This window comes from Brucella anthropi ATCC 49188, from assembly GCF_000017405.1.
GTDB lineage: Bacteria > Pseudomonadota > Alphaproteobacteria > Rhizobiales > Rhizobiaceae > Brucella > Brucella anthropi.
In genome coordinates, this window is record NC_009667.1 from 729506 (window position 1) to 755663 (window position 26158).

A 26158-nucleotide genomic window follows, 5' to 3' on the forward strand; every position below is an offset into this window, starting at 1 on the left:
TAATTGTTAGCGGGCAACTGGGGGTGAAATGGCATCGAGCAAGCAGCAGGCAGAACGCTTGCGCAAACAGCGCGAGCGGCAGAAAGAATATCGGGATCGCATGAGAGCAGAGCGTAAACCGACACGAGATGATGTTGCTCGGGTGTTCCTGCATTTCATGATTGCCAAAGCGATGAAGTCTGGCAACCAAGACGGGATGGAGAAGCTGATTGATCTGCTGCTTGATGGGCTGGCAGATCAGGGCTTCGATAAAGACGCCTCATTGGATGTCATTGATGATCTGATTGACAGATAAATTAAAGGGGCTGGGATTTCCGACGCAAAGTGCATCTGATGCCTCATGGAGATGCCGACGACCCGGAACAATGAATATGGCTTCCAAAACTGTGGCTGCCTGATTTCAACTGGATCGTTTCGCAAACGGCGTTTGTCCCTTTTGTCTGTTCTCCCCCCATTACTTCGTAAAACGCCGTTTGCAGATGAATCGGAAATCTCGAGTATGAAATGGCAGTCCGGTTGGGGTGCGCAATGTGCGGGCACGTCATTTCGATTTATCGGCAACGCGTTTCAAATCGAAATAATTTGCAGTAATCCGATTCAGAATTCGAGAAGAGAGTTACCCGAGGCAATTTGCCCGATTCAGCGGCAAACGTCGTTTGAAAGTAAGGCCGAAACGTATTCAGCATCGAAGTTTTTTTATCTATGCTTTGTTCCCGGCGAGATATCGGGCAGGGACGCTTCGCTCAATGAGCGCTCTGGCCTGCTGTTAAAATGGGGGCTGAGGTCCCGCCTGTGGATAACTTTTACCTTGTTTCTAATCGTCCAGATCTGTCGTTGACCGATACAGAAGCCTTACGGCTACTGGCTTTTGAAGCCGCAAGCGCGAAATCGAAAAAAGCCGGTGATATCCGGGACTTAGATAAAAATTCTCGATTGGGATCTTTTTTTGTTCTGGATCCTTGCAGCCAAATTCAGATCCTGCAATAGTCACCTTGCCTGATTGATCAGGCGCCTCCATCCGGGTGCTGGTAACACCAGAATGGAGACTGACTTAGCCTGCCAACAACAGGAGCCAAGCTATGCTGGTTATTATCGACATTCGTCCCGGATTAAAAGATCTGCGGCTTGATAATCTTATCAGCCTTGCGGCTCCGCAGCGGAAATAATTTCCGCTTCTGACGCGTTCGGCGCTCTTTAAAGCCCGAACTCCCAATTTCCTATTTTGATACTCTGGTCGTGTGCGTTCGCGCGCAACGTCACGGTCTTTGCTGTCTCCGGAAACCGACGTCGCTTGCAATGGCAAGCGCGACCAACCCTTCACACCATTTAGCTCCGGCAGCCGATAGTCGCTTTGGAGATGGAGAAATCATGTTTGCAGAAACCGTGATCGGCTACATCGACTTGATCGAACACAAAATCCCGCACCGAAGCTACACACGTGAATTAAACGCGGCGCTACACCTGTCTTTATGTTTTCATCTGATCGACCGTGCTCATGACAGAAGTAGCCAGAAGCGAGCTTTGTCAGAGCAGATCTGTCGCTGGGCGCTTTGGAACAAAGGAGAAAAGATCATCGGGCTGATGGAAGAAGCTGTAGCAAAATCGGCTGTGAAAGTTCAAAGAGATTTCCGCTCCTCTCGTTCTATGCCGCTGACCCGCGATACTTTTAATAACGTCATCGAGTCTGTTGCATCGAAATCTCTCGCAGTCGAAAACGATATAGATCGGAGCGTCTTGGAACTCCCGGCAGGCCCTTACACATTTGAATTGATGTTCTATGAACAAGAGCGCAGACGCCTCCGGGTGTTCAGTCTGATTTATGGCATTAGCGCGCATAAAAGGGCTCTGGATCAATGGCGTATTGAAGCATCGAATATGCCATTGGTCTGGCCTCGTTTGGCACAGCAATATTATGGCATAGATATCGAACAGTGTGAATTCGCGCTGATCGACCCACTGCTCAGCGAAAGCCAACGCCAGGATGGGATATGGGCGCTGGCTGATCTTGACCGACTGATCGACGCACCGGGTGTCGCAGAAAAAGTGCTCGGCGTGCAAGAAGCGCTTCGTGAAGAGCTCATCATTTGGCTTGGTGATACTTTCGCGGAAACGGAAGCTGAGCAAGCGCGTCTGATCGATGAAGAGATCGCGAAGATTGCGGTCGAAGCGCTGGACAAGATGTCCACGCCGAAGATTCAGATTTTGACGCCGGATAATGGCGTTGAGTCGACGTGAGCCAATCAGCCAATGCTTCGTGCGAAGCATATGAACTGCGTCTCACGGGCTTATCCGTTATGCAGCAATGTGGAGTTTGTCGCGATGCAGACCAACTGGGGTATCCGGCATCTCAATACTAAGCTAACGGCCAACCAATGAGAACGAAGGTTAAAGCAAAATAGCTGAGGTAGCGGAGTATCTTCTGTCCAGATATCAGGGTGGATGTCTTTGTTACGCTGAACAGCTCAGCTTTTGCTCTCAATAACAATCAAATGCGTGGAAATCAGGAAACGCCAATCTCCGGGCGCGTTGTTGCGCGCCCGAACGATCCCTCATTTTTTCATACATCAGGAACACGTCATGACAGTCATAATCGAAAACGGAAAATACAATCGCGAACAGCTCGAACTCGAAATCAGGATGCTGAAAGCTCTGGTCGATGATCTCGAGCGGATATTCCAGGGTGATTATCCGGATGAGCGGATACTGACAATTTCGCCAGCGATCACCAACTGGAAGCTGAGCGCACGGCGGGCAACGTGCCTGGAGGGCGTATTATTCGAACATCCTCATCTTGGTTACATCGTGCCCAATGGCATCACGTCCGAGCTCTGGTTACTCGATCTCGACAGAAATTATGCCCGCACCTTCAGTCTCTTTTATCGGCTTGGCCAAAAAGACATAGGCCAATGAGGCAGAATGAAGCTGATCAGACAGCACAATATCAACCGACATGCAGCCGGTATCGACGTCTCTGCACGCCTGCCAGAGACGCGGATGCCTGTCTTGGAAAAGCCTGACACGAAAACGGCTTCGATAATACGGATAGGAATAAGGGGAGAATGGCATGAAACTCTGGATCTGGTCTGACGTGCATAATGAACTGCAGGATGTTGCTTATCCAACACGGGAAGAAGCACCGGATTGCGATGTGATCATGATTGCCGGCGATCTCAACGCAGCGCCAGATCTACACATAACGCTGGAATTCCTGATCAGGCGCTACGAGAAGCCTATTATCTATGTCCCCGGAAATCACGAATTTTATCAGAACAAATGGATTATGAACGACCGGGACTGAGAGCGGCGGTGCAAAAGTCGGCCACGGTAGCGGCGGAATAGTCCAGCCGCGGGCGGAGTAAAATCCGGCCACCTATTTCCTTTCTGCAATGATCGCAGGAGGGACAGGGGATCTACACCGTGGAACTATATCTGAAGGTGCGGCTGGCTGTTTCGGAAGGGATGAGCCGGCGTGAGGCAGCCAAGCATTTCAACATATCGCGCGACAGCGTGGCCAAGATGGTGGCCTATTCGACACCGCCCGGCTATCAGCGGCGTTCACCGATCCGACGTCCGAAGCTGGACGCGTTTGTTTCGACGATCGAGCAGTGGCTCGATGAAGACCTGAAGATGCCTCGCAAGCAGCGCCACACGGCCAAGCGGGTGTTCGACCGGCTGCGTGACGAATGCGGGTTCACCGGCGGCTACACGATCATCAAGGATTATATACGGGAGCGAGACCAGCGCCGCCAGGAGGTGTTTGTGCCGCTGTCGCATCCGCCCGGCCATGCGCAGGCCGATTTCGGCGAGGCGACTGTGGTGATCGGCGGCGTCGAGCAGAAGGCCCGCTTCTTCGTCCTCGATCTACCGCATAGCGGCGGCTGCTACGTGCGGGCCTATCCGGCGGCGGTGGCCGAGGCCTGGGTGGATGGTCATATCCACGCCTTTGCGTTCTTCGGGGCCGTGCCGCAGTCGATCGTCTATGACAACGACCGTTGCCTGGTGGCCAAGATCCTGCCCGACGGCACACGCAAGCGGGCGACGTTGTTCAGCGGCTTCCTGTCCCACTACCTGATCCGGGATCGCTACGGCCGTCCCGGCAAAGGCAACGACAAGGGGAATGTCGAGGGTCTCGTCGGCTATGCCCGACGTAATTTTATGGTGCCGATCCCGCAGTTTCCGACATGGGACGCCTTCAACGCTTTTCTGGAGGAGCAGTGCCGCAAACGCCAGCGCGATAAGCTGCGCGGCGAGAGCGAGACCATTGGCGAACGGCTGCAGCACGATCTTGCCGCCATGCGTCCTTTGCCGGCGTCGCCGTTCGATGCCTGCGACCAGGCCAGCGCTGTTGTGACGGCCCAGTCGCTCGTCCGCTACAAGACCAACGACCATTCCGTGCCGGTCGCCTACGGCCATCAAGATGTCTGGGTTCGGGGATATGTCGACAAGGTGGTGATCGGCTGCCGTGGCGAGATCATTGCCCGTCATCCGCGGTGCTGGGAGCGGGAAGATGTCGTCTTCGATCCCGTTCACTACCTGCCGCTTATCGAGCAGAAGATCAATTCCCTGGATCAGGCAGCTCCGTTGCAGGGCTGGGATCTGCCGGAGGAGTTCGCGACGCTGCGCCGGCTGATGGAAGGCCGCATGGCAAAACATGGCCGGCGTGAGTACGTGCAGGTCCTGCGCCTGCTGGAGAGCTTCGACCTTGCCGACCTACATGCGGCCGTGAAGCAGGCGATCCAGCTCGGCGCGATCGGCTTCGACGCTGTTAAGCATCTGATCCTGTGCCGGGTCGAGCACCGGCCGCCACGACTGGACCTGGCGATCTATCCCTACCTGCCGGGGGCGACGGTCGAGAAGACCTCGGCAAAGGCATATATGCGGCTTCTGTCGTCTGATGCGGGGGAAGCCGCATGAGCGCCGAAGCCCCCGAGATCCTGCTGTCCCACTACCTCAAGACCCTCAAGCTGCCGACCTTCCAGCGCGAGTACCAGAAGCTGGCCCGGCTCTGCGCCACCGAGGGCGTCGATCACTGCGGGTTTCACTAATTCACGGACACCTTTTTCAGTAATATGCGGACAGTTCGCGCGCGTTTTTGCAGGTGCCGATTGCGCATGATTTTCTTCCTGTTTTCACCAGGAGGAACGATGCCAAGACGGAAGCAAGCAAAGCGTATTACGATGAGAGATATTCGTTCAATATTACGACTGACCTTCGAACAGGGGCTGTCGGTTCGCGAGGTTTCAGAGCGACTTCGCATTGGGAAGACTGCGGTTTCAACCTATCTGCACCGGGCTCGGCAGGCAGGTATTTGCATGTGGCCGATACCTGCTGCCTATGATGATGACATCCAGCTTGAGAGACTGTTGTTCAAACAGGCCGGCCGGCCAGCCCAGGATACGCAGGAACCGGATTTTGCGTATGTTTCGCGGGAACTGAAGCGTAAGGGCGTGACGCTGACCCTTCTGTGGCAGGAGTATCGCACGGCGCATCCTGATGGTTATGGATACACGTGGTTCTGCACGAATTTTGCAGCTTTTGAGCAGAGGCTGTCCCCGACCTATCGCAATCGGCATGAGGTCGGAGCCACCATGCAGACGGATTATGCGGGCCAGACGGTGCCGCTCATCAATCCGAAAACCGGAGAGATCCGTCAGGCACAGATCTTTGTCGCGGTTCTTCCCGCGTCCAATCTGGCCTTCTCCTATGCCAGCGAGAGCCAGAAACTTCCAGACTGGATCGAAGGGCAAAAGCGGGCGCTGATCTATTTTGGCGGTGTGACGAAGGCCATTGTCTGCGATAACCTCAAATCCGGTGTCGCAGTTGCCCTATGGTTCGAGCCAACGATCACCGCGACCTTCGAAGCGTTTAGCGAACATTATGGCACGACCGTATTACCGACACGGGTGAGACGGGCCCGGGATAAGGCAAAAATCGAGGGATCGGTTTTAATCACCGAGCGCTGGATTCTGGCACGGCTTCGCAATCAGACTTTCTTCTCACTGGAGGACCTGAATGCCGCCATTGGCAAGCTTCTGGAAGATATCAACAACCGCCCCATGCGCCATTACGGCAAATCCCGGCGCGAATTGTTCGAGGAGCTTGAGCGCACTGCTCTTGCTCCACTGCCCGCGACAGACTTCGAATATGCGGAGTGGAAATCGGCGAAGGTTCACCCCGATTACCATATTGATGTAGCCAAAACCTTCTATTCGGTACCGCACCAACTGATCGGCAAAAAGGTTACCGTGCGCCTCACACATCAAGTGGTCGAAATATTCTTTAACCACAAGCGGGTCGCATCTCATCGCCGTCGTTCCGAGCGCAACGGGCACGTCACGGTGAAGGAGCATATGCCCAAATCCCATCAGCGGCATGCCGGGATGAATGCGGCAAGCCTGATCCGGGATGCCAGCAAGATCAGCGTCAACACAGGTATCTTCGTTGAACGGGTCATCCGCGACAAACCACATCCCGAACAGGGATACCGTGCGGCGCTCGGCATTCTTTCCCTTGCCCGGCGCTACGAGCATGATCGCCTCGACGCCGCCTGCGAGCGGGCGCTTGTCATCAATGCGCTGACCTACACCTCCGTCCGTTCCATTCTGCAGGCGGGTCTCGACCGGGCAAGCCCGGCCGAGGAAGTCAGAAAGCCACTGCCCACTCATTCCAACATTCGCGGTCGTGGCTATTACCATTGAAATCGCTGGCAATAATGCTGGCGCCCTGCCTGAAGCCCTGAAGCGCTACGCAATGTGGGAAGCTTCGCGCCCCAGGGGCTTCAGGCCTATCGATCGAGCTGACAGCACTAAACGTAGTCTATCAGTATCGGCACCCCCCAAGAAAGAAGGAATGACAATGCTGACCAATCCAACGCTTGAAAACATGTACACGCTTGGTCTGTCGGGCATGGCAATGGCCTGGCGGGAACTGTCTGAACAGCCAGACGCCCGGGCGATGAACAAAGAAGAGTGGTTGGGCCTTATGCTCGACAGGGAGATCGCCGTACGCGCCGACAAGCGGCTGACGACACGTCTGGCGGCCGCAAAGCTACGCTTCCCGGAAGCCTGTGTCGAAGACATTGATTTCCGCGCGGCCAGAAACCTCGACCGCCGTGCGACAATGGCGCTGGCGCAAGGGCAATGGCTTAAGAACCATGAGAATTTGATCGTGTGCGGGAAAACCGGTACGGGCAAGTCATGGCTGGCCTGTGCTCTGGGCCGTCAGGCCGCACGACATGACCATTCGGTTCTCTATGTCCGCGCGCCTCGTCTCTTCGAGGATCTCGCCATGGCAAAGTTGGATGGCCGCTATCCAAGGCTCATGAACCGACTGATGAAAGTGCAACTGCTGATCCTTGATGACTTCGCCACTCATGTCCTCAGCGAACAGCAGCGCTTCCATCTCTTCGAGATTATCGAAGAACGATACCAGCGCAGGTCAACGCTCATCACGGCTCAGGTCCCCGTGAATGCCTGGCATGACCTCATCGCAGACGCCACGGTCGCCGACGCAATATTGGACCGCGTCGTGCACAATGCTCATCGCATCAATTTGGAAGGAGATAGTATGCGCAAAGCCAAATCCGGAATTGACACCATACCCAATATGCACGACGAAAGAACAGAAGGCTGATTAACAACAGACCTGAAAAACGCTGCGGCTGAACTGTCCGCGAATTAGCGAAACAAGTGTCCGCGATTTAATGAAATCGCTGTCCGCGAATTCTGAAATACGCATCGATCACGTCGGCTACCTCTTCCGGCTTGCCGAGCGAGAGATGATCGAACGCGATCGCCGCAAGGTCGAACGCCGCATCAAAGCGGCTAAACTCCCCGTCGTCAAAAGCCTCGACAGCTTCGACTTCTCCGCCATTCCGAAGCTTAACAAGATGCAGGTGCTGGAATTGGCCCGATGCGAATGGATCGAGCGCCGCGAGAATGTCATCGCTCTCGGTCCCAGCGGCACGGGCAAGACGCACGTTGCACTCGGCCTCGGCCTGGCCGCCTGCCAGAAGGGGCTTTCCGTCGGCTTCACCACGGCGGCGGCCCTCGTCAGCGAGATGATGGAGGCGCGCGACGAACGCCGTCTTCTCCGGTTCCAGAAGCAGATGGCATCCTACAAACTGCTGATCATCGATGAGCTGGGCTTCGTGCCGCTGTCGAAGACCGGCGCGGAATTGCTGTTCGAGCTGATCTCTCAACGCTACGAGCGCGGGGCCACCCTGATCACCAGCAATCTTCCATTTGACGAATGGACGGAAACTCTGGGATCCGAGCGTCTGACGGGCGCTCTGCTCGATCGCATCACCCACCACGTCAACATCCTCGAGATGAACGGCGACAGCTATCGTCTCGCTCAAAGCCGGTAACGGCCCGATTGCTACCGCCTGTTGAAACAAGGCCTCGTGACGTAAGACACGTCTTTAGCGACGTCGTTAATGACGTGTCTTGAGATTGAGGTAGACGATGCGGATGGAGATACTGGGCCACGAACGCCGCCGTCGGTGGCGAGCCGAAGAGAAGCTTGCGATAGTCAGTTCGGTTGAGGTTGATGGCGCGACAGTCACAGAAGTTGCGCTCCGTCACGATGTATCGCGGCAGCAGATTTATATGTGGCGTAGCGAGTTGAAGAGGAAGGGGCTTCTGCCTCCCTCGCCGGAGCCCTTGTTTCTTCCCGTTGACATGACTGCCGCTCCGCTTGGCTCTGAGCCGAATAGCTCCGTCAATGTTGCACCCTCGATGATCGAATTGCAATTGCGCTGCGGTCGTCGACTTTGTTTTGGCAGCCAAGTGGAAGGTGCAGTGCTGACGCGGCTCATCCGGGCGGTGGAACAGGCATGATTGGACCGGGCACCGGCGTTCGCGTTTACCTTGCCTGCGGCGTCACAGACATGAGGAAAGGTATTGAGGGCCTTTCGATGTTGGCACAGGATGTCTTGCGCCAAAAGCCGACAGGTGGAGCTGTCTTCGCCTTTCGTGGGCGGCGTGGTGATCGGGTAAAGCTCCTGTATTTTGATGGCCAGGGATTTTGTCTTTACTATAGAATTCTGCAGAAAGGCCGTTTCCCCTGGCCTTCAGCGGCCGATGGGACGGCTCGACTGACAGCAGCGCAGCTGGCGATGCTATGGGAAGGAATAGATTGGAGACGTCCGGACTGGGGTGCTCCGCCAGCACGTGTCGGTTGATTTTATCTTACTGAAACTACTTGTTTTTATGGCATTCTGTCCTGACTTATGCTAGTCAGGATCATGTCGAATGCGAGCTCAATTCTTCCTGATGATCCAGCCTTTCTGAAGGCGATGATCACCGCCTTACAGGCGGAGAATGCGAAGATGTCGGCGGCGTTGAAAGCGCACGACCACCTGATCCAGGGTTTGAGGCTACGCATTGCCCGGCTGAAGAAACAGATCTTCGGCAATTCTTCTGAAAAGATCGAGCGGGAAATTGCGCAACTGGAACTGGCGCTGGAGGATCTGTTGATTGCCAGTGCCGAGCACGAGACCGCGCCCGTCGAAGAGCTTGAAAACGATACGGCTTGTGGTCCGGAGGAGACTTCACAGTCCCGGCCACTGCGTCGACGTCCGCGTGTGTCGGAAAATGCCGTTCGCGAACGCCGTGAACTGGATCCCGGTCATTGTTGTCCTGCCTGCGGCGGAGAATTGCGCCTTGTCGGAGAGGATGTCAGCGAAATCCTCGACATGGTCGCAGCAACGATGAAGGTCATCGAGATCGGCCGACCAAAGAAGTCGTGCCGTTGCTGTGAGAAGATGGTGCAGGTTCCTGCTCCCAGCCGCCCGATACCGGGCAGTATGGCTGGTGCCGGGCTTCTGGCCTATATTCTGGTCTCCAAATTCGATGATCATCTGCCGCTCTATCGCCTCAACGAGATATTCGCGCGGATGGGTGCCGATATACCTGACAGCACACTGGTGGATTGGTGCGGTCGTGCCATGCAGGTGCTCCGTCCGCTGATCGAGCGCATTGAGATTGAGATCATGAAAAGCGATCTCCTCCATGCTGACGATACGCCGATCCGGGTCCTGGATCGGTCGTTACGCGACAAAGGACTGGGCAAAGGTGTGAAGAAGGGCAGGATCTGGACATATGTCCGCGATCAACGTCCATGGGCAGGTGGCGCACCGCCGGGTGCGGTTTATTACTTCGCGCCCGACTGGAAGGAAGAGCACGTCCACCATCATCTGCGAGAAGCGAGCGGCATCCTCCAGGCCGATGGTTATAAAGGCTACGCAAAACTATACGAACCTGATGCGGGTGGAAACCGCCGCTTCCGCGAGGCTTCCTGCTGGGCACATTGGCGGCGTGACTTTCATGACATCTGGACCGCCAACAAATCCGGAATTGCGCGCGAGGCTCTCGATCGGATCGGTGCGCTGTATGATATCGAACGGGATATTGCAGGACGACCCGCCGATGTACGGCTCGCCACGCGTCAAAAGCACAGCAAGCCAAAGATCGATGAACTGCACGCATGGGCAGAAAAGCAGTTGCTTCGCATTCCGGGAAAAAGCGAACTTGCGAAAGCTTTGCGCTATGGGCTGAGCAGATGGCCGTCACTCTGCCTGTTCCTGGAGGACGGACGCGTGGCCATGGACAACAACGCTGCGGAACGAGCCCTCAGACCGATAGGAGTAGGACGCCGGAATTGGTTGTTCGCAGGCGCTGACACCGGCGCGGAAACCTTGGCACGCGCCATGACGATCATTGAAACAGCGAAGATGAACGGCATCAACCCGCAAGCTTATCTGGCCGATGTGCTCGACCGCATTCACGACCACAAGATCAATCGGCTCGATGAGTTGCTCCCGTGGAATTGGAAGCCCCTCGCAGCTGAACATGCAAAGGCAGCCTGATGACCACGGTCAGATTTGTTTACACGCTCGACTATGTCGCCGAAATGCTCGAAGAGGATGTCGATCTTCTTCAGGCGATTATCTACAATGATGACAACTTGACCTATGGCAATATCATCAGTGTCGTGACCGGAGACGACCAGTCTACAAGCGCCCTGACGGACGACGGCATTGATGAGCTAAGACAGATGCTGGCTGACGCCCGTAAATCAGTCGAAAAATGGCAAGAATTCCTCGAATGCTTTGTCGATGACGAAGAGATCGTCGAGCGCGTCAAGACATATTCTCCACGGTAACAACCGGGCCGTTACGACCGAATAGTCATGAGATGCTTCGCGAATTTGTGAGGTGAACCCTAACTCTCCCTCACAGGGCCAGCGCTCTTAGATTTACATGCAGCGGATTAATGCCCCATCCATGCAACACCAGGAACACCTGCAGGCTCCTCAGGAGTCAATGCAACCTCTACAGGAACATTAAATATGAGAGTAATGGCCGAAATATCATTTATAGGGATAGGCTCTCCCCCAACTAACATCAAAAGTCCACCAGAGGCATAGAAATCCCTCGAACCTGATAAATACCTAATATTACCATCTTTTAGTTTTATACGCATTTGAACCTCAACAAAGGATTTGCCCGATCCGAGAGGTTTAACTAAAATTGCAGCCGAAACCAATGTTTTATCAATCAACGAAGCTGGGATATCTATTTGATGCGTGAAGTTATCATTAATCCGAACACGGCCATCTTCCCAAGCTGGAGGGGGCTCAAGCAAGCCGCAATTTCTGTGATACATCCAATTTGCAACTTTCCACCATGGATCGATTGGCACACAAAGAGGGGATTGGCCAGAATCGATAGCTTCAGCCAAAATTTGCCACTGAGAATTATTTATAGTAGGCGAACCGGGCTCTCTGCTTACTTTCCCAGCAAATGCAAGCCAGCCCACGCCTAAAAACCAAAGGACAAATAAAAAAGCGCCAAATCCATCTATAAATCGCGACCGCGATTTAAATGAATTATTATTTGTTACAGAACAAACCACGCCACACATAACGAGGACACACCCAAAAAAACCTACGATTATGTGCCTATGAACAGGAATACCGTGGAGTCTTGCCATATCCAGATTCCATGAATCACTCAATGCAAAGGTATTAAGAAGTACATTAAAAAACAAAATCGAAATGCCAACTACGATTAACGCATTAGAACTGCTTCTTTTAAATTGAAACAAGAAAAAACACACGAAAAAAATAAGTATACCACATATTATCAAGTAAAATTGCTGAAACTGTAAGTAAGGGCCGGTAATATACCCCCCAAAAAATCCAAAAAAATATTTAACAACAGTGAGCAGTTTAGAAACAAATGTAATATCACCATTACGAAACGGCATCGTTCCAGCCGTCGAGCTAATAAACATTTGCAAGAACTGCCCCAAGCACAAAACGACCGCTAACAAAACAATCAAACGAAACCTAGGTCGACTAACGAATGCCACCAAGATCATTGCTGGCATGGCGGCAAGAACCGCAGGCTTGGAAACCATGAGAATTGGAGTAATTCCAGCCCACCACGGAATTTCCTCCGAATCTTCAACCAAAGCAAGCGCGGTAATAATTGCCACAAAAAAAGCACCAAAATAAGTAAAATTAATAAATGTTCTTGTCTCAAAATCAGCAACTAGCAATACCGCAATTGAAGTAAAAAAGCGCAGATAATCGCTCCTTACAAGCTTACGAAACTGAGGTAAACAAAAAACTCCAACTAATATTCCAGTAAAAAAAATTGAAGACCAAGTGTAAAAATACGGAATCGTCGCAGCAGGCAAATTAAGTTGATTACCGACCAAAGCAATTAATCTTTGCGGAGCAGGAATATAACCAGCATCTGTTGAGAGTAACTTCTGCACAAATGATGAAGCATTTGCATTGGGGTAATAGTTAGTGGCCATTTCAGCCCACATCCCACCCCCCAATACCCAGCTTGGTTGCATAAGCAACTGGTAAAATATATAAAAAAGAACAACAAAAATAAAGAAGATTTTGGGGCGCTGATTGTCTGTTAATCGCCCTTCATACTGCATTTTGTTGACTGGGTAAAACCGTACACGCACATCTTTCAGACGCATGATATTTCCATTACTTGAAGTAAGTTCGGAGTTGTAATTTAAATGGCAAGGCTCATTCCGTATTGTAATTTAACCATTCGGCAATCTGATTGCCAGCGAGAACAACCAACGAACTTTCAGGCTTTTGCCTCACTGCTACACTAAAGTAACAACGCAATTACACATGCTTTGCTTTTATAAACAACCGTTCTGTGAATACCCTTTTACCATTAAAAAATGAACTCAGGAAATGACCCACAGTGCCAGGCTTCATCCGCAAATTCCTACTATGATTGGTATGCATGCGCTCTAAGTCTAAGAAAGTAAGATGGTTAGATATAACACCCAATTAACGTGTAATCGCCTAAAGAACACGGATTTATAGCTAATTACTGTACACCAAGATTAGCCACGGGTGTACATCGATCCAAAAAATTTATCAACAGTTTAGAGCCTGAATCATAATGAACGTAACGATATCAGGCTCTTGCGACGCGCCGGGTAAGCAGGCGGATGTTTGCGATGTAGACCCATGCTTCAGCAGACACGATGGTTTTCTCGAAATCTTTAGCCAGTCTGCGGCAACGTCCCAACCATGCAAAGGTCCTCTCGACCACCCATCGGCGTGGTAAGAGTTTGAAGCCCGCAGCGTGATCGGATCGTTTGACGATTTCCAGCGTAAACTTTCCGACCTTTTCCAGCCTGCCTTTGAGCTTGGGTCCTGCGTATCCACCATCAGCAAAGATATGCCGTAACCACGGCCAGCGTTTGAGGATGGTTTTCAAGACATCAGGTGCACCATCTCTGTCTTGAATACCCGCAGAATGGATCACCAGACCAACCATCAAGCCGAGGGTATCAACCACAATATGACGCTTGCGACCGTTGATCTTTTTTCCCGCGTCAAAGCCCCGTATTCCGCCACTTTCCGTGGTTTTTACTGACTGGCTATCGATCACGCCAGCGGTAGGGCTGGGCTGCTTTCCGGTCAACGCGCGTGCTGTCATCACGAGCGCGTTGTTGATCGTGCGCAGCATCCCTTCATCTCGCCATCGATAAAAGTATTTTTGCACCGTGGAAAATGGTGGGAAGTCCGTGGGCAAAAGCCGCCATGCGCCACCTGATGTTTCTGTCAGCTAGCCAGGGGCAAAAACCGCCGGGCACAAAACCTCTAGGGCAGCCGAGAAAATCCCTTGAAGATCCCTGGGGGCCGCCGATCCGTGGCGGGCTTATAGATCAGCTTTGGCGCGGCGTCAACGTGGATTCTGCCCCAAAGCTCGATCAAAAAGCCGCAAACCCGGCCTGAAAGCCTGCCGAAAGCGACCGGAAGGCTTCCATGATGCTCTTGTCAGGGCAGTCACTCGACCACCAGCCGATCAATTGGGGCGGTTCCGACTAAAACCGAGTCATTGAAACTGCTCTATCTATTTGTCTTTTCAAGCATGTCTTTATCCCGAAACCGGTTCCCACTTTAGGGAGACAAGCTTTAGCGATTCTTGAACGACGGCGTACGCTTGTCGATGAAGGCTGCCATGCCTTCCTTCTGGTCTTCCGTCGCAAACAGCGAATGGAACTGGCGCCGCTCGAAGCGGAGTCCTTCGCTCAGCGTCATTTCGTAGGTACGATTGACCGCTTCCTTGACCATCAGCACAGACGGACGTGAGAAGGATGCAATGCGTTCTGCCGCCTTCAGCGCTTCGTCAAGAAGCTCTTCCGGCGCAACGACGCGCGAGACGAGACCGCTGCGTTCTGCTTCCGCCGCATCCATCATGCGCCCGGTGAGGCACATATCCATCGCCTTGGACTTGCCGACATAGCGCGTGAGACGCTGCGAGCCGCCCATGCCGGGCATGACGCCGAGCGTGATTTCCGGCTGGCCGAATTTTGCGTTGCTGCCCGCGATGATGAAATCGCACATCATGGCGAGTTCGCAGCCGCCGCCCAGCGCATAGCCCGAAACCGCCGCGATGATCGGCTTGCGGACCCGATCCACTTTCTGCCAGTCAGCAAACATGTCCTGAAGATAGGCATCCACGAAATCGATCGGCTGCATTTCCTTGATGTCGGCACCGGCAGCGAAGGCCTTTTCGGAACCGGTGAGGACGATAGCGCCGATCTTGCCGTCCGTATCGAAAGCGCCGAGAGCTTCCGTCAATTCGTCGAGAACCTTGCGGTTCAAGGCATTGAGCGCCTGCGGGCGGTTGAGGCGGATGAGGCCAACGCCGCCACGTGTCTCGACGATGATCGTTTCATAGGCCATGGATTGAACTCCTCCTTCGGGCAGATCAAGCGTTTCCTGTTTTTCCTGAATCACGGGAAATGCTCTATCTTTTCGGTTTGAACCGCGCATCTTGTCCGAAAACCGTTTCACACTTTTCGGGATGCGCTCTCGCTGGTTGGCGGGCAAAGTGGACCGGCGTCACTTCTTTTTCAAGGCCTCATTGCTGGCAGGAGGCACAGAAAAAAGTTGAACGTCCCGACTGTACCGCCCGTTCCACAATGCCGTTGCAGGCAGGGTTTTTGCATGGCTCGCCCTCGCGCCCATAGACGGAGAAGGAGTGTTGGAAATAGCCAAGCGCGCCATCTGCCTGAATATAGTCCTTGAGGGTTGAACCGCCTGCGGCAATGGCTTCCGCGATCACTGTGCGGATATCGGCAGCCAATTGCTCCATGATTGCGGGATTCTGCGCAACAGACCCGGCTGTCTGCATGGGCGACAGGTGGCTACGCCAGAGCGCCTCGCAAACATAGATATTACCAAGACCAGCTATCAGCCGCTGATCGAGCAGCGCCGCCTTGAGCGGCGTCCGACGCCCCTTGAAGAGTTCGGCCAGAATGGTGCCCGAGAGCAGATTGCCTGTCGGCTCTATGCCGAGGCTTGCCAGCAGCGGGTGACTATCGAGCGTGCCTTCTTCCGCAAAAAGCATGAAGCCGAAGCGACGCGGATCGTTGTAGACGATACGGGCCGGAGCGCCATCGGCCCGCAGAAGATGAAACACGACATGGTCATGCGCACTCAGCTTGGAGCGCTCATGATGGAATTCGCCGGGCGTGCCGCCGTCATCATCAGTCTCGATGCGAAACGAACCCGACATGCCAAGATGGCTGATGACGGATAGGCCGTCATCGAGATGGATCGTCAGATATTTCGCGCGACGTCCAAGCGCCGAAATGCGCCGACCGGAAAGCCGTTCGACAAAGTGGTCGGGAAAGGGAAAGCGCAAGTCCGGGCGTCGTTGTTCGACTTGGCTGACGGTCGCGCCCTCCATGACGGGCTGCAGACCACGGCGAACCGTTTCGACTTCTGGCAATTCGGGCATAGAAAACTGATCCTGAACAAGAGCCATGCATTGGCTTTGCCCTTATATGTTCAGTTTTGTCCGCAATGCCAAGATGTTCAGCAATTGGTACAGGGAAGCGTGTTCGTATAGCGGGGCGCCAGATAATAGGTTTCGCTCATCGGAATGCTCGTGGAAATCCATGCATTGAGCGGCCTGTAGTCGAGTTCGACGTCGACTTTGATGAAATACGATCCTTCATCCAGAAGGCTTGACGGAATATCGCCGACATCCCCCTTCTTGGCGGCAAAATCCGCAATGTTGGCATAGGACCAATCGACCTCCGGTGTCAGGTTGCTGGCCCTCGCCGTTCCGTCAATCCTGATTGCGGTGATCCTTATCTTCGGTGTGCTCCGACCATAGGGCAGCAGTGACGCGCGACTGATGTTGAACATATCGTTCAGATCATTCTTCGTGACCGACAATTGGCGGGCAACCAGATCAGCGAGGCTGCTCGCCGAGCGCGACACTTTCTTGTTCGTGTCGACCCCGTCAGCCAGATCAACAGAGCCCAGATAAATCAGAAGCAGGACGGGCGCGATCAGTGCGAATTCAACCGCACCCAATCCGCGTCTATCATTCAGGAATTTTCGAAGACAAGTACGCATGGCAATCGATCGCTCCAGAATGCATTCCGAAAAGTGCGAGGCGATTTTCGGAACGCACATCAGTTGTTTTAGTTCGGGAAGGGTTCGTTCTGCCAGGTGAGGGTCGCAAAGAGCGGCATGGTGCCCCCTGCAGCATGTGGATTTTCGATCAGATAAAGGATGTTTGTCAGCACGGGCCACGCATAAACCACGTTGAGCTGATTGATCGTCGAGGTTCCACTGGTCCCGATAATACCTGTCCGCGTGAGCTTGCCCTCACCGTCGAGAATCTGGTCAATCGGAACCTTGTCGAAGCCTTCGTAGGTTCCCAGATTGAGCGAAAGATTGGGACAGCCTTGCGCGACCATAAACTGCATCTGCTGACAGAGTTCGGTGCGCAGGGTTCCTTCGCTGATTTGAGCCCCTCTGATCTGCCCCGTCTGCAATCGGCGTGCAACAGTCTCTGTCGCATTGGATATGACCTGACGCGCCACAAAACTCATACCGATTTCGATCGTCGCAAAGATGATGATCAGGAACGGAACGATGAGCAACGCGAACTCCACCGCCGCCACACCATGTTGTGCACGGGCAAAACGGCGTAAGTTCGCGCTCACCCCTGCAAGGCCAAGCGCCAAAATCCGGAAAGTCATAACCCCACCCAACTTCACATGAATTCCATTGGGAGTATCGTTACAACAGGACAACCTGAAAGAGTATTAACGGAACAGGGACTCACGACTGAATAGCGTTACTTGTCGTCGAAGCCGTTCTTCGTTGAGGCTTTTTCGCAGTAAGGCGTACAGGAAAGCGTTTGCACTTCGGCCTGCCGGTAAATTCGCGTCGTGCCGCGTGCATTGCGGGAAACCACCAGCTCACGGTCGAGGATCGGTTCGCCCTGCTTGTCCATGACGACAATATTGGTGACGCCAAAATCCTTGCCAGTCAGAACAATAGTCTGTGCATCCTGAACGACGGCATCGGCAATCGACGGATTTCCGATCACGACACTGTCGGCTGGCCGCGCGAGCCGCAAGATGCGCGCCTGGCTTGTTTCAAGAGCAATGTAGTCTTCCGCAGACGCCGGTATGGCCGCAAAGACCGTCATGAACGCAAGGCCCATGGCGGACACCATGCCGAAGCCACCCAAAGCAAACAATCGACGCGTCACGCGACATTCCCCCGCAGATATAGTGGGCTCAGCGAATGGAACCCCATCAATATAATGAGCAAAGAATGAAGGGGATTGGTGAAGGAAGAATTAAGTCGCTACCCTTCCGTGCAGACCGCGTTCACAATTCGCCAAAGATTAACCAATCGTGCGATTGCAGTGATCCGGAAAGCGCCGTTACACTTCATTAACCCTGATTGTTAAGAGGGCCACAATTCCTCTCTCTTATGCTTCAGCTCATCCGAAACTAGAGCGCGTTTCCAAAAACCAGCGCGATCGGAACAGCGAGGAGCATGTGATGCCGACATTGATGACGCGCTTCATGAAGAACAGGGCCGGTTCGACAGCAATCGAATATGCGCTGATCGGCACACTCGTTTCCATAATGATCATCAGCGGTGTCGCGCTCGTGGCCGGTAATGTCGGCGAAAAATTCAATGACACGGCCATACAGTTCGAACAGGCGACGAACCGCTAATCATCAAAGCGCAACTCCGTGCAAACGGTGACCAAATGATGGGATGACAGGCGACGCGGGGGGATCGGCAATGACAGCAGCAGCCATGACGGCAATCTTTGCTCTGGCAATGGTGACGGCCATGATCACCGACTTGACCTCGATGACCATCCGCAACCGCGTTTCCATCGGACTGACCCTGGGCTTTGTCCTGCTCGCACCGTTCTGCGGAATTTCCCTCGCAGACTATGGCTGGCATCTGGCTGTCGGCGGTATCGTACTCATCATCACCTTTTCGCTCTTTTGCCTGCGCGCCATGGGTGGTGGTGACGCCAAGCTCATTGCGGCGACGGCCTTGTGGTTCGGTCCCAATGCCAGCCTCATGGATTATATTGTGATGGTTTCGATCCTGGGCGGCGTGCTGACACTCACGATCATCCTCTACAGGATGATCCCCCGTCCGCTTCTGGCGGATCGCTATGCCTTCTTGGGAACGCTCGCCCGCAAGGATGTGGGCATTCCCTACGGCATTGCACTTGGCGCTGCCGGTCTCTGGACATTTCCACTGTCGCCAGTCGGGGAAACGATGAAAACCTATATGGCAGGGGCATTTTAAGCGCATTTATGCGCAACGTTCGCGTGTACTCCCAATCTTTCTTTATTCGAATAAGATTATATTAACCATAATTACACGATTCCCAGTGCAATTTTGGAACACGTCATCAAGACGTGGGGATTTGCGCGGGGCACATCATGAAATCAGCTCGACTGCTCATTTTAGGAGTGGCCGTTCTTGCGGCAGGTGGCGCTGGCTATATTGCCATGAACCTCGCCGCACCGCCGCCTGCTCCCGTTGTCGTCGCGCCTGAAACGCCGCAGATGAAGCTGGAAGACGTGCTGGTTGCCACCGAAAATCTCGGTGTCGGCGCAGAGCTTACATCGCAGATGCGCTGGCAGCCCTGGCCTGCCGAAGCTGTCAGCGACGGCTATATCACCCGCGCAAGCGAACCCGACGCCATCAATCAGTTGAGTGGCGCAACCGTGCGCCTGCAGTTCTTCACGGGCGAACCGATCCGCAAGACCAAGCTCATCGGTCCGGGACAGAGCTTCATGTCGTCGATCCTGCCGCCCGGCATGCGCGCCGTCGCGACACAGATCAATGCCGAAAGCTCGGCAGGCGGCTTCATTCTTCCCAATGATTTCGTCGATGTCATCATGACCCGCCGCAAGCCGGACAATGGCGATAAATCGCTGACACCATTCACCACGGAAACCGTGTTGCAGAATGTGCGTGTTCTGGCCATCGATCAGGCCATTCAGGAAGACGAGCAGGGCCGCAAGGTCATGGTCGGCCAGACCGCGACGCTCGAAGTCACGCCGGAACAGGCCGAAATCATCACCGTCGCCCAGCAGATGGCGGACCGCCTGACGCTGGCACTTCGCTCGACACAGGATGTCGAGGACAAGGATATCAAGCAGGCCGACTATCTGGTTTCCTCGCCGACCCGCAGCGGAACGGTCAAGGTCATCAAGTCCGGCAGCGTTACAGAAATAGGACCGCGCTCATGAGAAAGACAAAACGCGTGCGCCCATATTCCGCAAAAGTCGCACTTTTAACCAGCGCGCTTGCCGCCTTCTCACTACCGCTCACCGATATGTCCGCCATGGCGGCGGCCGGCGTCGTCAAGGTCGGCAGCCAGCAGCGTTCGCAGACGATCAAGCTTGGCCTCAACAAGTCGGTCGTGCTCGATCTTCCGCAGGATGCTTATGACGTTCTCGTCTCCAACCCGACAATCGCCGATGCGGTGACGCGTACGTCGCGACGCATCTATCTTTTCGGCAAGCAGGTCGGACAGACCAATATTTTCGTTTTCGGTCCCAATGGCGAACAGGTCGCATCCATCGATGTCGAAATCGAGCGCGATGTGAGCGGGATTTCATCCCAGCTGAAGCGCCTTATTCCCGGTTCCGATATTCGCGTCGAACTGATCAACGATAATGTGGTGCTGACCGGAACGGTGCAGACCCCACAGGATTCGGCACAGGCCGCAAAGCTTGCAGGCCTTTTCGTTTCCGGTGGCGAAGCAACAACCGGTCAGTTCACCACGACTGCGTCCGCGCCAACGGATGGCGGCGGTGTTGCTATCAACAATCCCGACCGGAACCGCCGCGCGAGCGCCATCGTCAATATGCTGACTATCGTCGGCGAGGATCAGGTGACATTGAAGGTCACCGTCGCGGAAGTCAGCCGCTCGGTCATGAAGCAGCTTGGCGTCAATATGGCAGGCAGCGGTGTTTCGAACGGCATTTCCTATGGGGGAATTTCCGAGAGTATTGCCGGAGCCATTGGCAACAACCTGTCCGATACCGGATTCGGCCTCGCGACAAGCAATTTTTCCGCCTATCTGCGGGCAATGGAATCGGCAGGCGTCATGAAGACGCTCGCCGAGCCGACCCTGACCGCAATCTCCGGCGAAAAAGCGGCCTTCAATGTCGGCGGCGAATATAATGTCATCAACAGCGTCAAATATGATGATGACGGAAAGCGCACCAATGAACTGGCCAAGATCAACTACGGCATTGGTCTCGAATTCATGCCGACCGTGCTGGGGCCGGGACGCATCAGCCTGAAAATCAGAACCTCCGTCTCTGAGCCGACGACAGAAGGCGCAGGCACCACCAACAAGATGGATGGCGTTGGCGCAAGTGTTCTATCGCTGCGCAAGCGTGTCGCCGATACCACGGTCGAACTTCCGTCCGGCGGTTCCATGATGATCGGTGGGTTGATCCGCGATGAAGTGCGCCAGTCGGTTTCCGGCTTTCCAGGCCTTACCAAGATTCCGGTCCTCGGCGCGCTGTTCCGCAGCAAGGATTTCATCCGCAACGAATCCGAACTGGTGGTGATCGTCACACCTTATCTGGCACGCCCCGTTGCCCGCCAGCAGCTTGCGCGACCCGACGACAATCTCAATCCGGCCAGCGATGGCGCGGGATACATCCTTGGCAAGGTCAATCGCGTTTACGGCACGATGGAAACCAAACTGCCGCCCGGTCGCTACAACGGCGTCGTCGGTTATATCTACAAGTGAGCGGGGACAGATCATGACATATTCAGTCAGAGGCTTTTGCAGGATTTCCACCCGACCAGCGCTTGTCGCTCTGTCACTGGCTCTTCTCGCAGGTTGTGCGAACCGCCAGCACGTAACCGTTGGCGCTTTGCCGGATGATTATCGTACCAATCATCCGATCACGATTGCGGAGCGGGAGCAGGTCACCGATATTCCGGTTGCACAAGCCGACCAGAAGCTGAGCCCGATGCAGCGTGGCATCGTTCAGGGCGCAATTGCCAATTACCGGCGTGGTGGCTCAGGCATGCTCTATGTGCTGGTGCCTTCGGGCACCTCCAATCAGGCGGCGGCCTATCGGTTAAGCACCGAAGTGTCGGCTATGCTCCGGCGCGGCGGCATCAAGGCAAACAATATCGCCATCGAAAACTATCCCGTTGAAAACCCGGAAGCGGCAGCGCCCATCAGGATCAGCTATTATGCGATGACCGCGGGCACAACGCCGTGCGGTCGCTGGCCGGACGATCTCGCCAGCACGCCTGAAAACAAGCATTACGCCAATTTTGGCTGTGCCTCGCAGAACAATCTTGCCGCTCAGGTCGCCAATCCGGCCGATCTTCTGGGACCACGCGTCATGTCGCCAATCGATTCGGACCGCACGACCGAACGTCTCAACGGCGATCAGGGCTACGTGAAAATGTCGCCGGCACAGACGGACAACTGGCAAGAACCCCGCAGCAAGCAAGCCGAGTATTAAGAGGGCGCCATGAGCAACTTCGCTTTCGAACCAGCGGAAGAAGAACAAGGCCTCGAGACGGGCCGCGCGCCGATCATGCTCGAAAATGTGCGCCCCATTCCACGCATTTCGATCCAGGCGTTCTGCGTGAACGAAAGCGTCGCCATTCCAATAGAGCGCGCCGGCGGCGACCGGCGCATGGCCAAAACCCATCTGAAAGTCATGATGGGCGGTATTGCAGCGGCTACCGAGTTTTATCAGACCGCCTCCACGCCGAATCTGATCATTGTCGAATCGGCGTCCGAACCCAATGTGCTGCTTGAAGAACTGCAGCAATTGTCGGAGGTATGCGATTCCGGTTCAAAAGTTATGGTGATTGGTCATTCCAACGAGGTCTGGCTTTATCGCGAATTGCTGCGGCGCGGCGTTTCAGAATATATCGTGGCGCCTGTCTCGCTCGCAGACATTCTGGCCATCGTTTCCTCGATTTTTCTCGATCCCGGTGCAGAACCGCTGGGGCGTTCCATCGCCTTTATCGGTGCGAAAGGTGGCGTTGGTGCTTCGACAATCGCCCACAATGTCGCCTGGTCGATCTCCGACTTGTTTCGGCACGATGTCGTGCTGGCAGACATGGACCTGCCCTTTGGCACAGCAAACATCAATTTCGATCAGGACCCGACGCTCGGCATCGCCGATGCCGTTTTCTCGCCTGAGCGGATCGATGAGGTCTATCTCGACCGGTTGCTGGTTCAATATGACGATCACCTTTCAATCCTCGCTGCACCTTCGAGCCTGGAGCGGACATTCGATTTCGGCGAAGACGCCTTTGCCGAAATGATCGATGTTGCCCAACGCAATTCTCCGCTGATTGTGCTGGATGTGGCACATGGCTGGAGCGGATGGACGCGGACCACATTGATGCGCGCCGATGAGGTCGTGATCGTTGCAACGCCCGATCTCGCCAATCTGCGCAACACGAAGAACCTTCTCGACACGCTGGCGCAACTGCGACCGAACGATGTGAAACCGCATCTCGTCCTCAACCAGATGGGCATTCCCAAACGGCCGGAAATTGCGCTCGCAGATTTTGCCGAGCCGCTCGGCATCGACCCTGTCGCGACTATAGACTTCGATCCGCAGCTTTTCGGCAATGCAGCCAACAACGGCCGGATGATCGCAGAAACCAATCCGGAAAGTCCGATTGCCGAAGCCATCAGCCATATTGCGCATGTCGTGACTGGCAGGGCCGATGTGCAGCCGCGCAAGAAGAGCAGCATTTCGAGCCTTCTCGGCAAATTTGCACGCAAGACCAAGTAACGGCAGGAAATCATGTTCGGCAGAAGAGGCAACGATACGGGAAACAAGCCGGAAAGCGGAACGCGACCGGCTATGCCGAAACCTGCCAGTTCCGCTGCGATGCCTGCTCCGACCCAGCCCGTCGTGCAACCGTCCCGCATGCAGGCAGCAGTACCAAGCACTCCGGCGAAATCCCATACCCAGACGGGTACGCAAGGGCGCGAGAAGACCGAAAGCTATTACGACACCAAATCGCAGGTCTTCTCGGCACTCATCGACACAATCGACCTGTCGCAGCTTTCCCGCATGGCGCCGGATGCCGCGCGTGAGGAAATCCGCGACATCGTCAACGACATCATCGCCATCAAGAACTTCGTCATGTCGATTGCCGAGCAGGAAGAACTGCTCGATGATATCTGCAACGATGTTCTGGGCTACGGCCCGCTGGAGCCGCTTCTTTCTCGCGACGACATCGCCGATATCATGGTCAACGGTTCGCGCCGCACCTATATCGAAGTGGACGGTCTGCTGCAGGAAACCGGCATTCGTTTCCGCGATAACCAGCAGCTTCTGAACATCTGCCAGCGTATCGTGAGCCAGGTCGGACGCCGGGTCGACGAATCGAGCCCGATCTGCGATGCGCGCCTGCCCGACGGCTCGCGCGTCAACGTCATCGCGCCACCACTGTCGCTCGACGGCCCCACCCTGACCATCCGCAAGTTCCGCAAGGACAAGCTGACACTCGACCAGCTGGTGCGATTCGGCGCCATATCGAATGCCGGGGCGGAACTGCTGCAGATCATCAGCCGGGTGCGCTGCAATGTCATTATTTCCGGCGGCACCGGTTCGGGCAAAACCACGCTTCTGAACTGCCTGACACGCTATATCGACACGCATGAACGCATCATCACCTGCGAAGATTCGGCTGAACTGCAATTGCAGCAGCCGCACGTGGTGCGTCTGGAAACCCGCCCGCCCAATCTGGAAGGCGAAGGCGAAGTCACCATGCGCGATCTGGTTAAGAACTGTCTGCGTATGCGTCCCGAACGCATTATTGTCGGTGAAGTGCGCGGATCCGAAGTGTTCGATCTTTTGCAGGCCATGAACACCGGCCACGACGGTTCGATGGGCACGATCCATGCCAACAGTCCGCGTGAATGCCTCAACCGTATGGAAGCCATGATCGCCATGGGCGGCTATGTGCTGCCACAAAAGACCGTGCGCGAGATCATCGTCGGTTCTGTCGATATCATCATCCAGGCCGCACGTCTGCGCGACGGCACACGCCGCATTACCCACATCACCGAAGTGGTGGGGCTGGAAGGCGACGTCATCACCACTCAGGATCTCGTTCTCTACGATATCAAGGGAGAAGATGCCTCTGGCCGTATTCTTGGCAACCATAGTTCGACCGGCATCGGGCGACCTGCCTTCTGGGAACGCGCCCGCTATTATAATGAGGATAACCGCCTTGCTTCTGTGCTCGACAGCATGGAAAGGGCAAACACATGACAGGGCCCGGTGCCAGCATTGTGATGTTCATCGTGCTCGCCGTTGTCGCCTGCGCGGCTTTGTTCTATGCGCTCTTTTATGAAAAGCTCGGCAAGAAGGACCACGCGGCACGGCGCTTTGAAACCGTGCGCAACAGCGGTTCAGAACGGGCGATAACGCGTAGCGAACGCGACAGAAACGCCGACATCCAAAAGCGCCGCAAGCAGTTGCAGGATAATATCAAGGATCTGGAAGCGCGGCAGAAGCAGCGCGAGAAGAACCAGAAATATCCACCCCTGCGCATTCTTCTGGCACAGGCGGGGCTGAGCCTCACGTTGCAGAAATTCTACATCTATTCCGGCGTGGCAGCGTTTCTCGCAACATTCATTGCACTGATTTTCGGCGCGCCGCTGCTTTTCCTGCCAGGTATCGCAATTGCCGGTTTTTTCGGTTTGCCGCGCTGGTTCGTGCTGCAGAAGCGCAAACGTCGGCTGAAGAAATTCCTTGAAGAATTTCCCAACGCGCTTGATGTCATTGTGCGCGCAACCCGGGCGGGACTGCCGCTTAATGACGGTCTGAGACTTATTGCGAGTGAGGCAGTTGAACCGGTCAAGAGCGAGTTCAAGAAGGTGGTCGAGGCACAGCAGATCGGCCTTTCTATCCCTGAAGCGGTCGGCAAGATGCCCGATTCCATGCCCTGCCCGGAAACCAACTTCTTCGCCATCGTCATCCAGATACAGGCGCAGGCAGGCGGTAATCTTTCCGAAGCGCTCAATAATCTTTCAAAGGTTCTGCGCGACCGGAAGAAGATGAAGGCCAAGGTCGATGCGCTTTCCATGGAAGCCAAGGCTTCGGCTGCGATCATCGGCGCGCTGCCTTTCATCGTTATGGTTCTCGTCTATCTGACGAGCCCGCAATATATGACGCTGCTTTTCACGTCATCCACCGGCCATATGCTCCTGGGCATTGCAGCCGTTTTGATGCTGACCGGCATCTTCATCATGAAAAATATGATCAATTTCGATATGTGA

General features: G+C 54.6%; 26 protein-coding genes and 2 pseudogenes. 21 read left to right on the plus strand and 7 right to left on the minus strand.

Annotated elements, in window-relative coordinates:
- Window positions 1-28 precede the first annotated feature (28 nt).
- The 13 genes and pseudogenes from OANT_RS03610 to OANT_RS03670 all read left to right on the plus strand — a co-directional run bounded on the left by OANT_RS03610 (window position 29) and on the right by OANT_RS03670 (window position 11166).
- Window positions 29-295 (plus strand): hypothetical protein, encoded by a 267-nt coding sequence (locus OANT_RS03610; protein WP_012090954.1) that lies wholly within the window; start codon window positions 29-31, stop codon window positions 293-295.
- A 1073-nt stretch (window positions 296-1368) separates the two neighbouring features.
- Window positions 1369-2235, plus strand: a complete 867-nt coding sequence (locus OANT_RS03620) for a hypothetical protein (RefSeq protein ID WP_012090955.1) — start codon at window positions 1369-1371, stop codon at window positions 2233-2235.
- Between the two features lie 342 nt (window positions 2236-2577).
- On the plus strand, window positions 2578-2910 hold the full coding sequence (locus OANT_RS03625) for a hypothetical protein (protein WP_049768390.1): 333 nt from the start codon (window positions 2578-2580) through the stop codon (window positions 2908-2910).
- A 154-nt stretch (window positions 2911-3064) separates the two neighbouring features.
- Complete coding sequence (locus OANT_RS03630) at window positions 3065-3298, plus strand: metallophosphoesterase (RefSeq protein WP_012090957.1); 234 nt, start codon at window positions 3065-3067, stop codon at window positions 3296-3298.
- 119 nt (window positions 3299-3417) lie between these two features.
- Window positions 3418-4914 carry an IS21 family transposase gene (istA, locus tag OANT_RS03635; protein ID WP_012090958.1) on the plus strand — a complete coding sequence of 499 codons (1497 nt, stop codon included), beginning with the start codon at window positions 3418-3420 and terminating at the stop codon, window positions 4912-4914.
- A pseudogene (locus tag OANT_RS27080) lies at window positions 4911-5039 on the plus strand (AAA family ATPase); the annotation flags it as partial. The gene istA (OANT_RS03635) and the pseudogene OANT_RS27080, both read left to right, overlap by 4 nt.
- A gap of 105 nt (window positions 5040-5144) precedes the next feature.
- Window positions 5145-6698, plus strand: coding sequence for an IS21 family transposase (istA, locus tag OANT_RS03640; RefSeq protein ID WP_080514310.1), 1554 nt, complete (start codon window positions 5145-5147; stop codon window positions 6696-6698).
- A gap of 157 nt (window positions 6699-6855) precedes the next feature.
- Window positions 6856-7632 (plus strand): IS21-like element helper ATPase IstB, encoded by a 777-nt coding sequence (istB, locus tag OANT_RS03645; RefSeq protein ID WP_012090960.1) that lies wholly within the window; start codon window positions 6856-6858, stop codon window positions 7630-7632.
- Window positions 7633-7675: 43 nt separating this feature from the next.
- Window positions 7676-8368: an IS21-like element helper ATPase IstB gene (gene istB, locus OANT_RS03650; protein ID WP_373366452.1), complete on the plus strand. Its 693-nt coding sequence runs from the start codon at window positions 7676-7678 to the stop codon at window positions 8366-8368.
- Window positions 8369-8465: 97 nt separating this feature from the next.
- Window positions 8466-8840, plus strand: a complete 375-nt coding sequence (gene tnpA / locus OANT_RS03655; RefSeq protein ID WP_012090962.1) for an IS66-like element accessory protein TnpA — start codon at window positions 8466-8468, stop codon at window positions 8838-8840.
- Window positions 8837-9184: an IS66 family insertion sequence element accessory protein TnpB gene (tnpB, locus tag OANT_RS03660; protein WP_012090963.1), complete on the plus strand. Its 348-nt coding sequence runs from the start codon at window positions 8837-8839 to the stop codon at window positions 9182-9184. The genes tnpA and tnpB overlap by 4 nt, the downstream gene beginning before the upstream one ends.
- Before the next feature lie 63 nt (window positions 9185-9247).
- On the plus strand, window positions 9248-10870 hold the full coding sequence (gene tnpC, locus OANT_RS03665; protein ID WP_041544980.1) for an IS66 family transposase: 1623 nt from the start codon (window positions 9248-9250) through the stop codon (window positions 10868-10870).
- Window positions 10870-11166, plus strand: a complete 297-nt coding sequence (locus OANT_RS03670; RefSeq protein ID WP_012090965.1) for a hypothetical protein — start codon at window positions 10870-10872, stop codon at window positions 11164-11166. Before tnpC ends, OANT_RS03670 begins: the two co-directional genes overlap by 1 nt.
- Before the next feature lie 107 nt (window positions 11167-11273).
- Here the strand turns inward: OANT_RS03670 and OANT_RS03675 are convergent, their stop codons facing one another.
- The 7 genes and pseudogenes from OANT_RS03675 to OANT_RS03710 form a co-directional block, all read right to left on the minus strand.
- Complete coding sequence (locus OANT_RS03675; RefSeq protein ID WP_012090966.1) at window positions 11274-13007, minus strand: hypothetical protein; 1734 nt, start codon at window positions 13005-13007, stop codon at window positions 11274-11276.
- 458 nt (window positions 13008-13465) lie between these two features.
- A pseudogene (locus OANT_RS03680) lies at window positions 13466-14113 on the minus strand (IS5 family transposase); the annotation flags it as partial.
- Window positions 14114-14472: 359 nt separating this feature from the next.
- Window positions 14473-15246, minus strand: a complete 774-nt coding sequence (locus OANT_RS03690) for an enoyl-CoA hydratase (protein ID WP_010657808.1) — start codon at window positions 15244-15246, stop codon at window positions 14473-14475.
- Between the two features lie 178 nt (window positions 15247-15424).
- Window positions 15425-16306, minus strand: a complete 882-nt coding sequence (gene mutM, locus OANT_RS03695) for a bifunctional DNA-formamidopyrimidine glycosylase/DNA-(apurinic or apyrimidinic site) lyase (protein WP_040130028.1) — start codon at window positions 16304-16306, stop codon at window positions 15425-15427.
- 77 nt (window positions 16307-16383) lie between these two features.
- The gene (locus tag OANT_RS03700; RefSeq protein WP_012090968.1) at window positions 16384-16932 is read right to left on the minus strand and encodes a TadE/TadG family type IV pilus assembly protein; all 549 of its coding nucleotides are present in this window, start codon (window positions 16930-16932) and stop codon (window positions 16384-16386) included.
- A gap of 68 nt (window positions 16933-17000) precedes the next feature.
- Window positions 17001-17564 (minus strand): TadE/TadG family type IV pilus assembly protein, encoded by a 564-nt coding sequence (locus OANT_RS03705; protein WP_012090969.1) that lies wholly within the window; start codon window positions 17562-17564, stop codon window positions 17001-17003.
- 98 nt (window positions 17565-17662) lie between these two features.
- Window positions 17663-18082: a pilus assembly protein N-terminal domain-containing protein gene (locus OANT_RS03710; RefSeq protein WP_012090970.1), complete on the minus strand. Its 420-nt coding sequence runs from the start codon at window positions 18080-18082 to the stop codon at window positions 17663-17665.
- Window positions 18083-18380: 298 nt separating this feature from the next.
- Between OANT_RS03710 and OANT_RS03715 the strand changes: the two genes are divergently transcribed.
- From OANT_RS03715 to OANT_RS03750, 8 genes are all read left to right on the plus strand, one after another.
- Window positions 18381-18560, plus strand: a complete 180-nt coding sequence (locus OANT_RS03715; RefSeq protein ID WP_010657803.1) for a Flp family type IVb pilin — start codon at window positions 18381-18383, stop codon at window positions 18558-18560.
- A 70-nt stretch (window positions 18561-18630) separates the two neighbouring features.
- Entirely contained in the window at window positions 18631-19155 is a 525-nt protein-coding gene (locus OANT_RS03720) for an A24 family peptidase (RefSeq protein WP_012090972.1), read from the plus strand.
- A gap of 137 nt (window positions 19156-19292) precedes the next feature.
- Entirely contained in the window at window positions 19293-20108 is an 816-nt protein-coding gene (cpaB, locus tag OANT_RS03725; RefSeq protein WP_010657801.1) for a Flp pilus assembly protein CpaB, read from the plus strand.
- Complete coding sequence (locus OANT_RS03730; RefSeq protein WP_012090973.1) at window positions 20105-21628, plus strand: type II and III secretion system protein family protein; 1524 nt, start codon at window positions 20105-20107, stop codon at window positions 21626-21628. The genes cpaB and OANT_RS03730 overlap by 4 nt, the downstream gene beginning before the upstream one ends.
- A 13-nt stretch (window positions 21629-21641) precedes the next feature.
- Complete coding sequence (locus OANT_RS03735) at window positions 21642-22361, plus strand: CpaD family pilus assembly protein (RefSeq protein ID WP_012090974.1); 720 nt, start codon at window positions 21642-21644, stop codon at window positions 22359-22361.
- A gap of 9 nt (window positions 22362-22370) precedes the next feature.
- On the plus strand, window positions 22371-23657 hold the full coding sequence (locus OANT_RS03740) for a CpaE/TadZ family protein (RefSeq protein ID WP_012090975.1): 1287 nt from the start codon (window positions 22371-22373) through the stop codon (window positions 23655-23657).
- 12 nt (window positions 23658-23669) lie between these two features.
- A complete protein-coding gene (locus tag OANT_RS03745) occupies window positions 23670-25148 on the plus strand; it encodes a TadA family conjugal transfer-associated ATPase (protein ID WP_010657797.1) in 1479 nt (492 codons plus the stop codon).
- Window positions 25145-26158, plus strand: a complete 1014-nt coding sequence (locus OANT_RS03750) for a type II secretion system F family protein (RefSeq protein ID WP_012090976.1) — start codon at window positions 25145-25147, stop codon at window positions 26156-26158. The genes OANT_RS03745 and OANT_RS03750 overlap by 4 nt, the downstream gene beginning before the upstream one ends.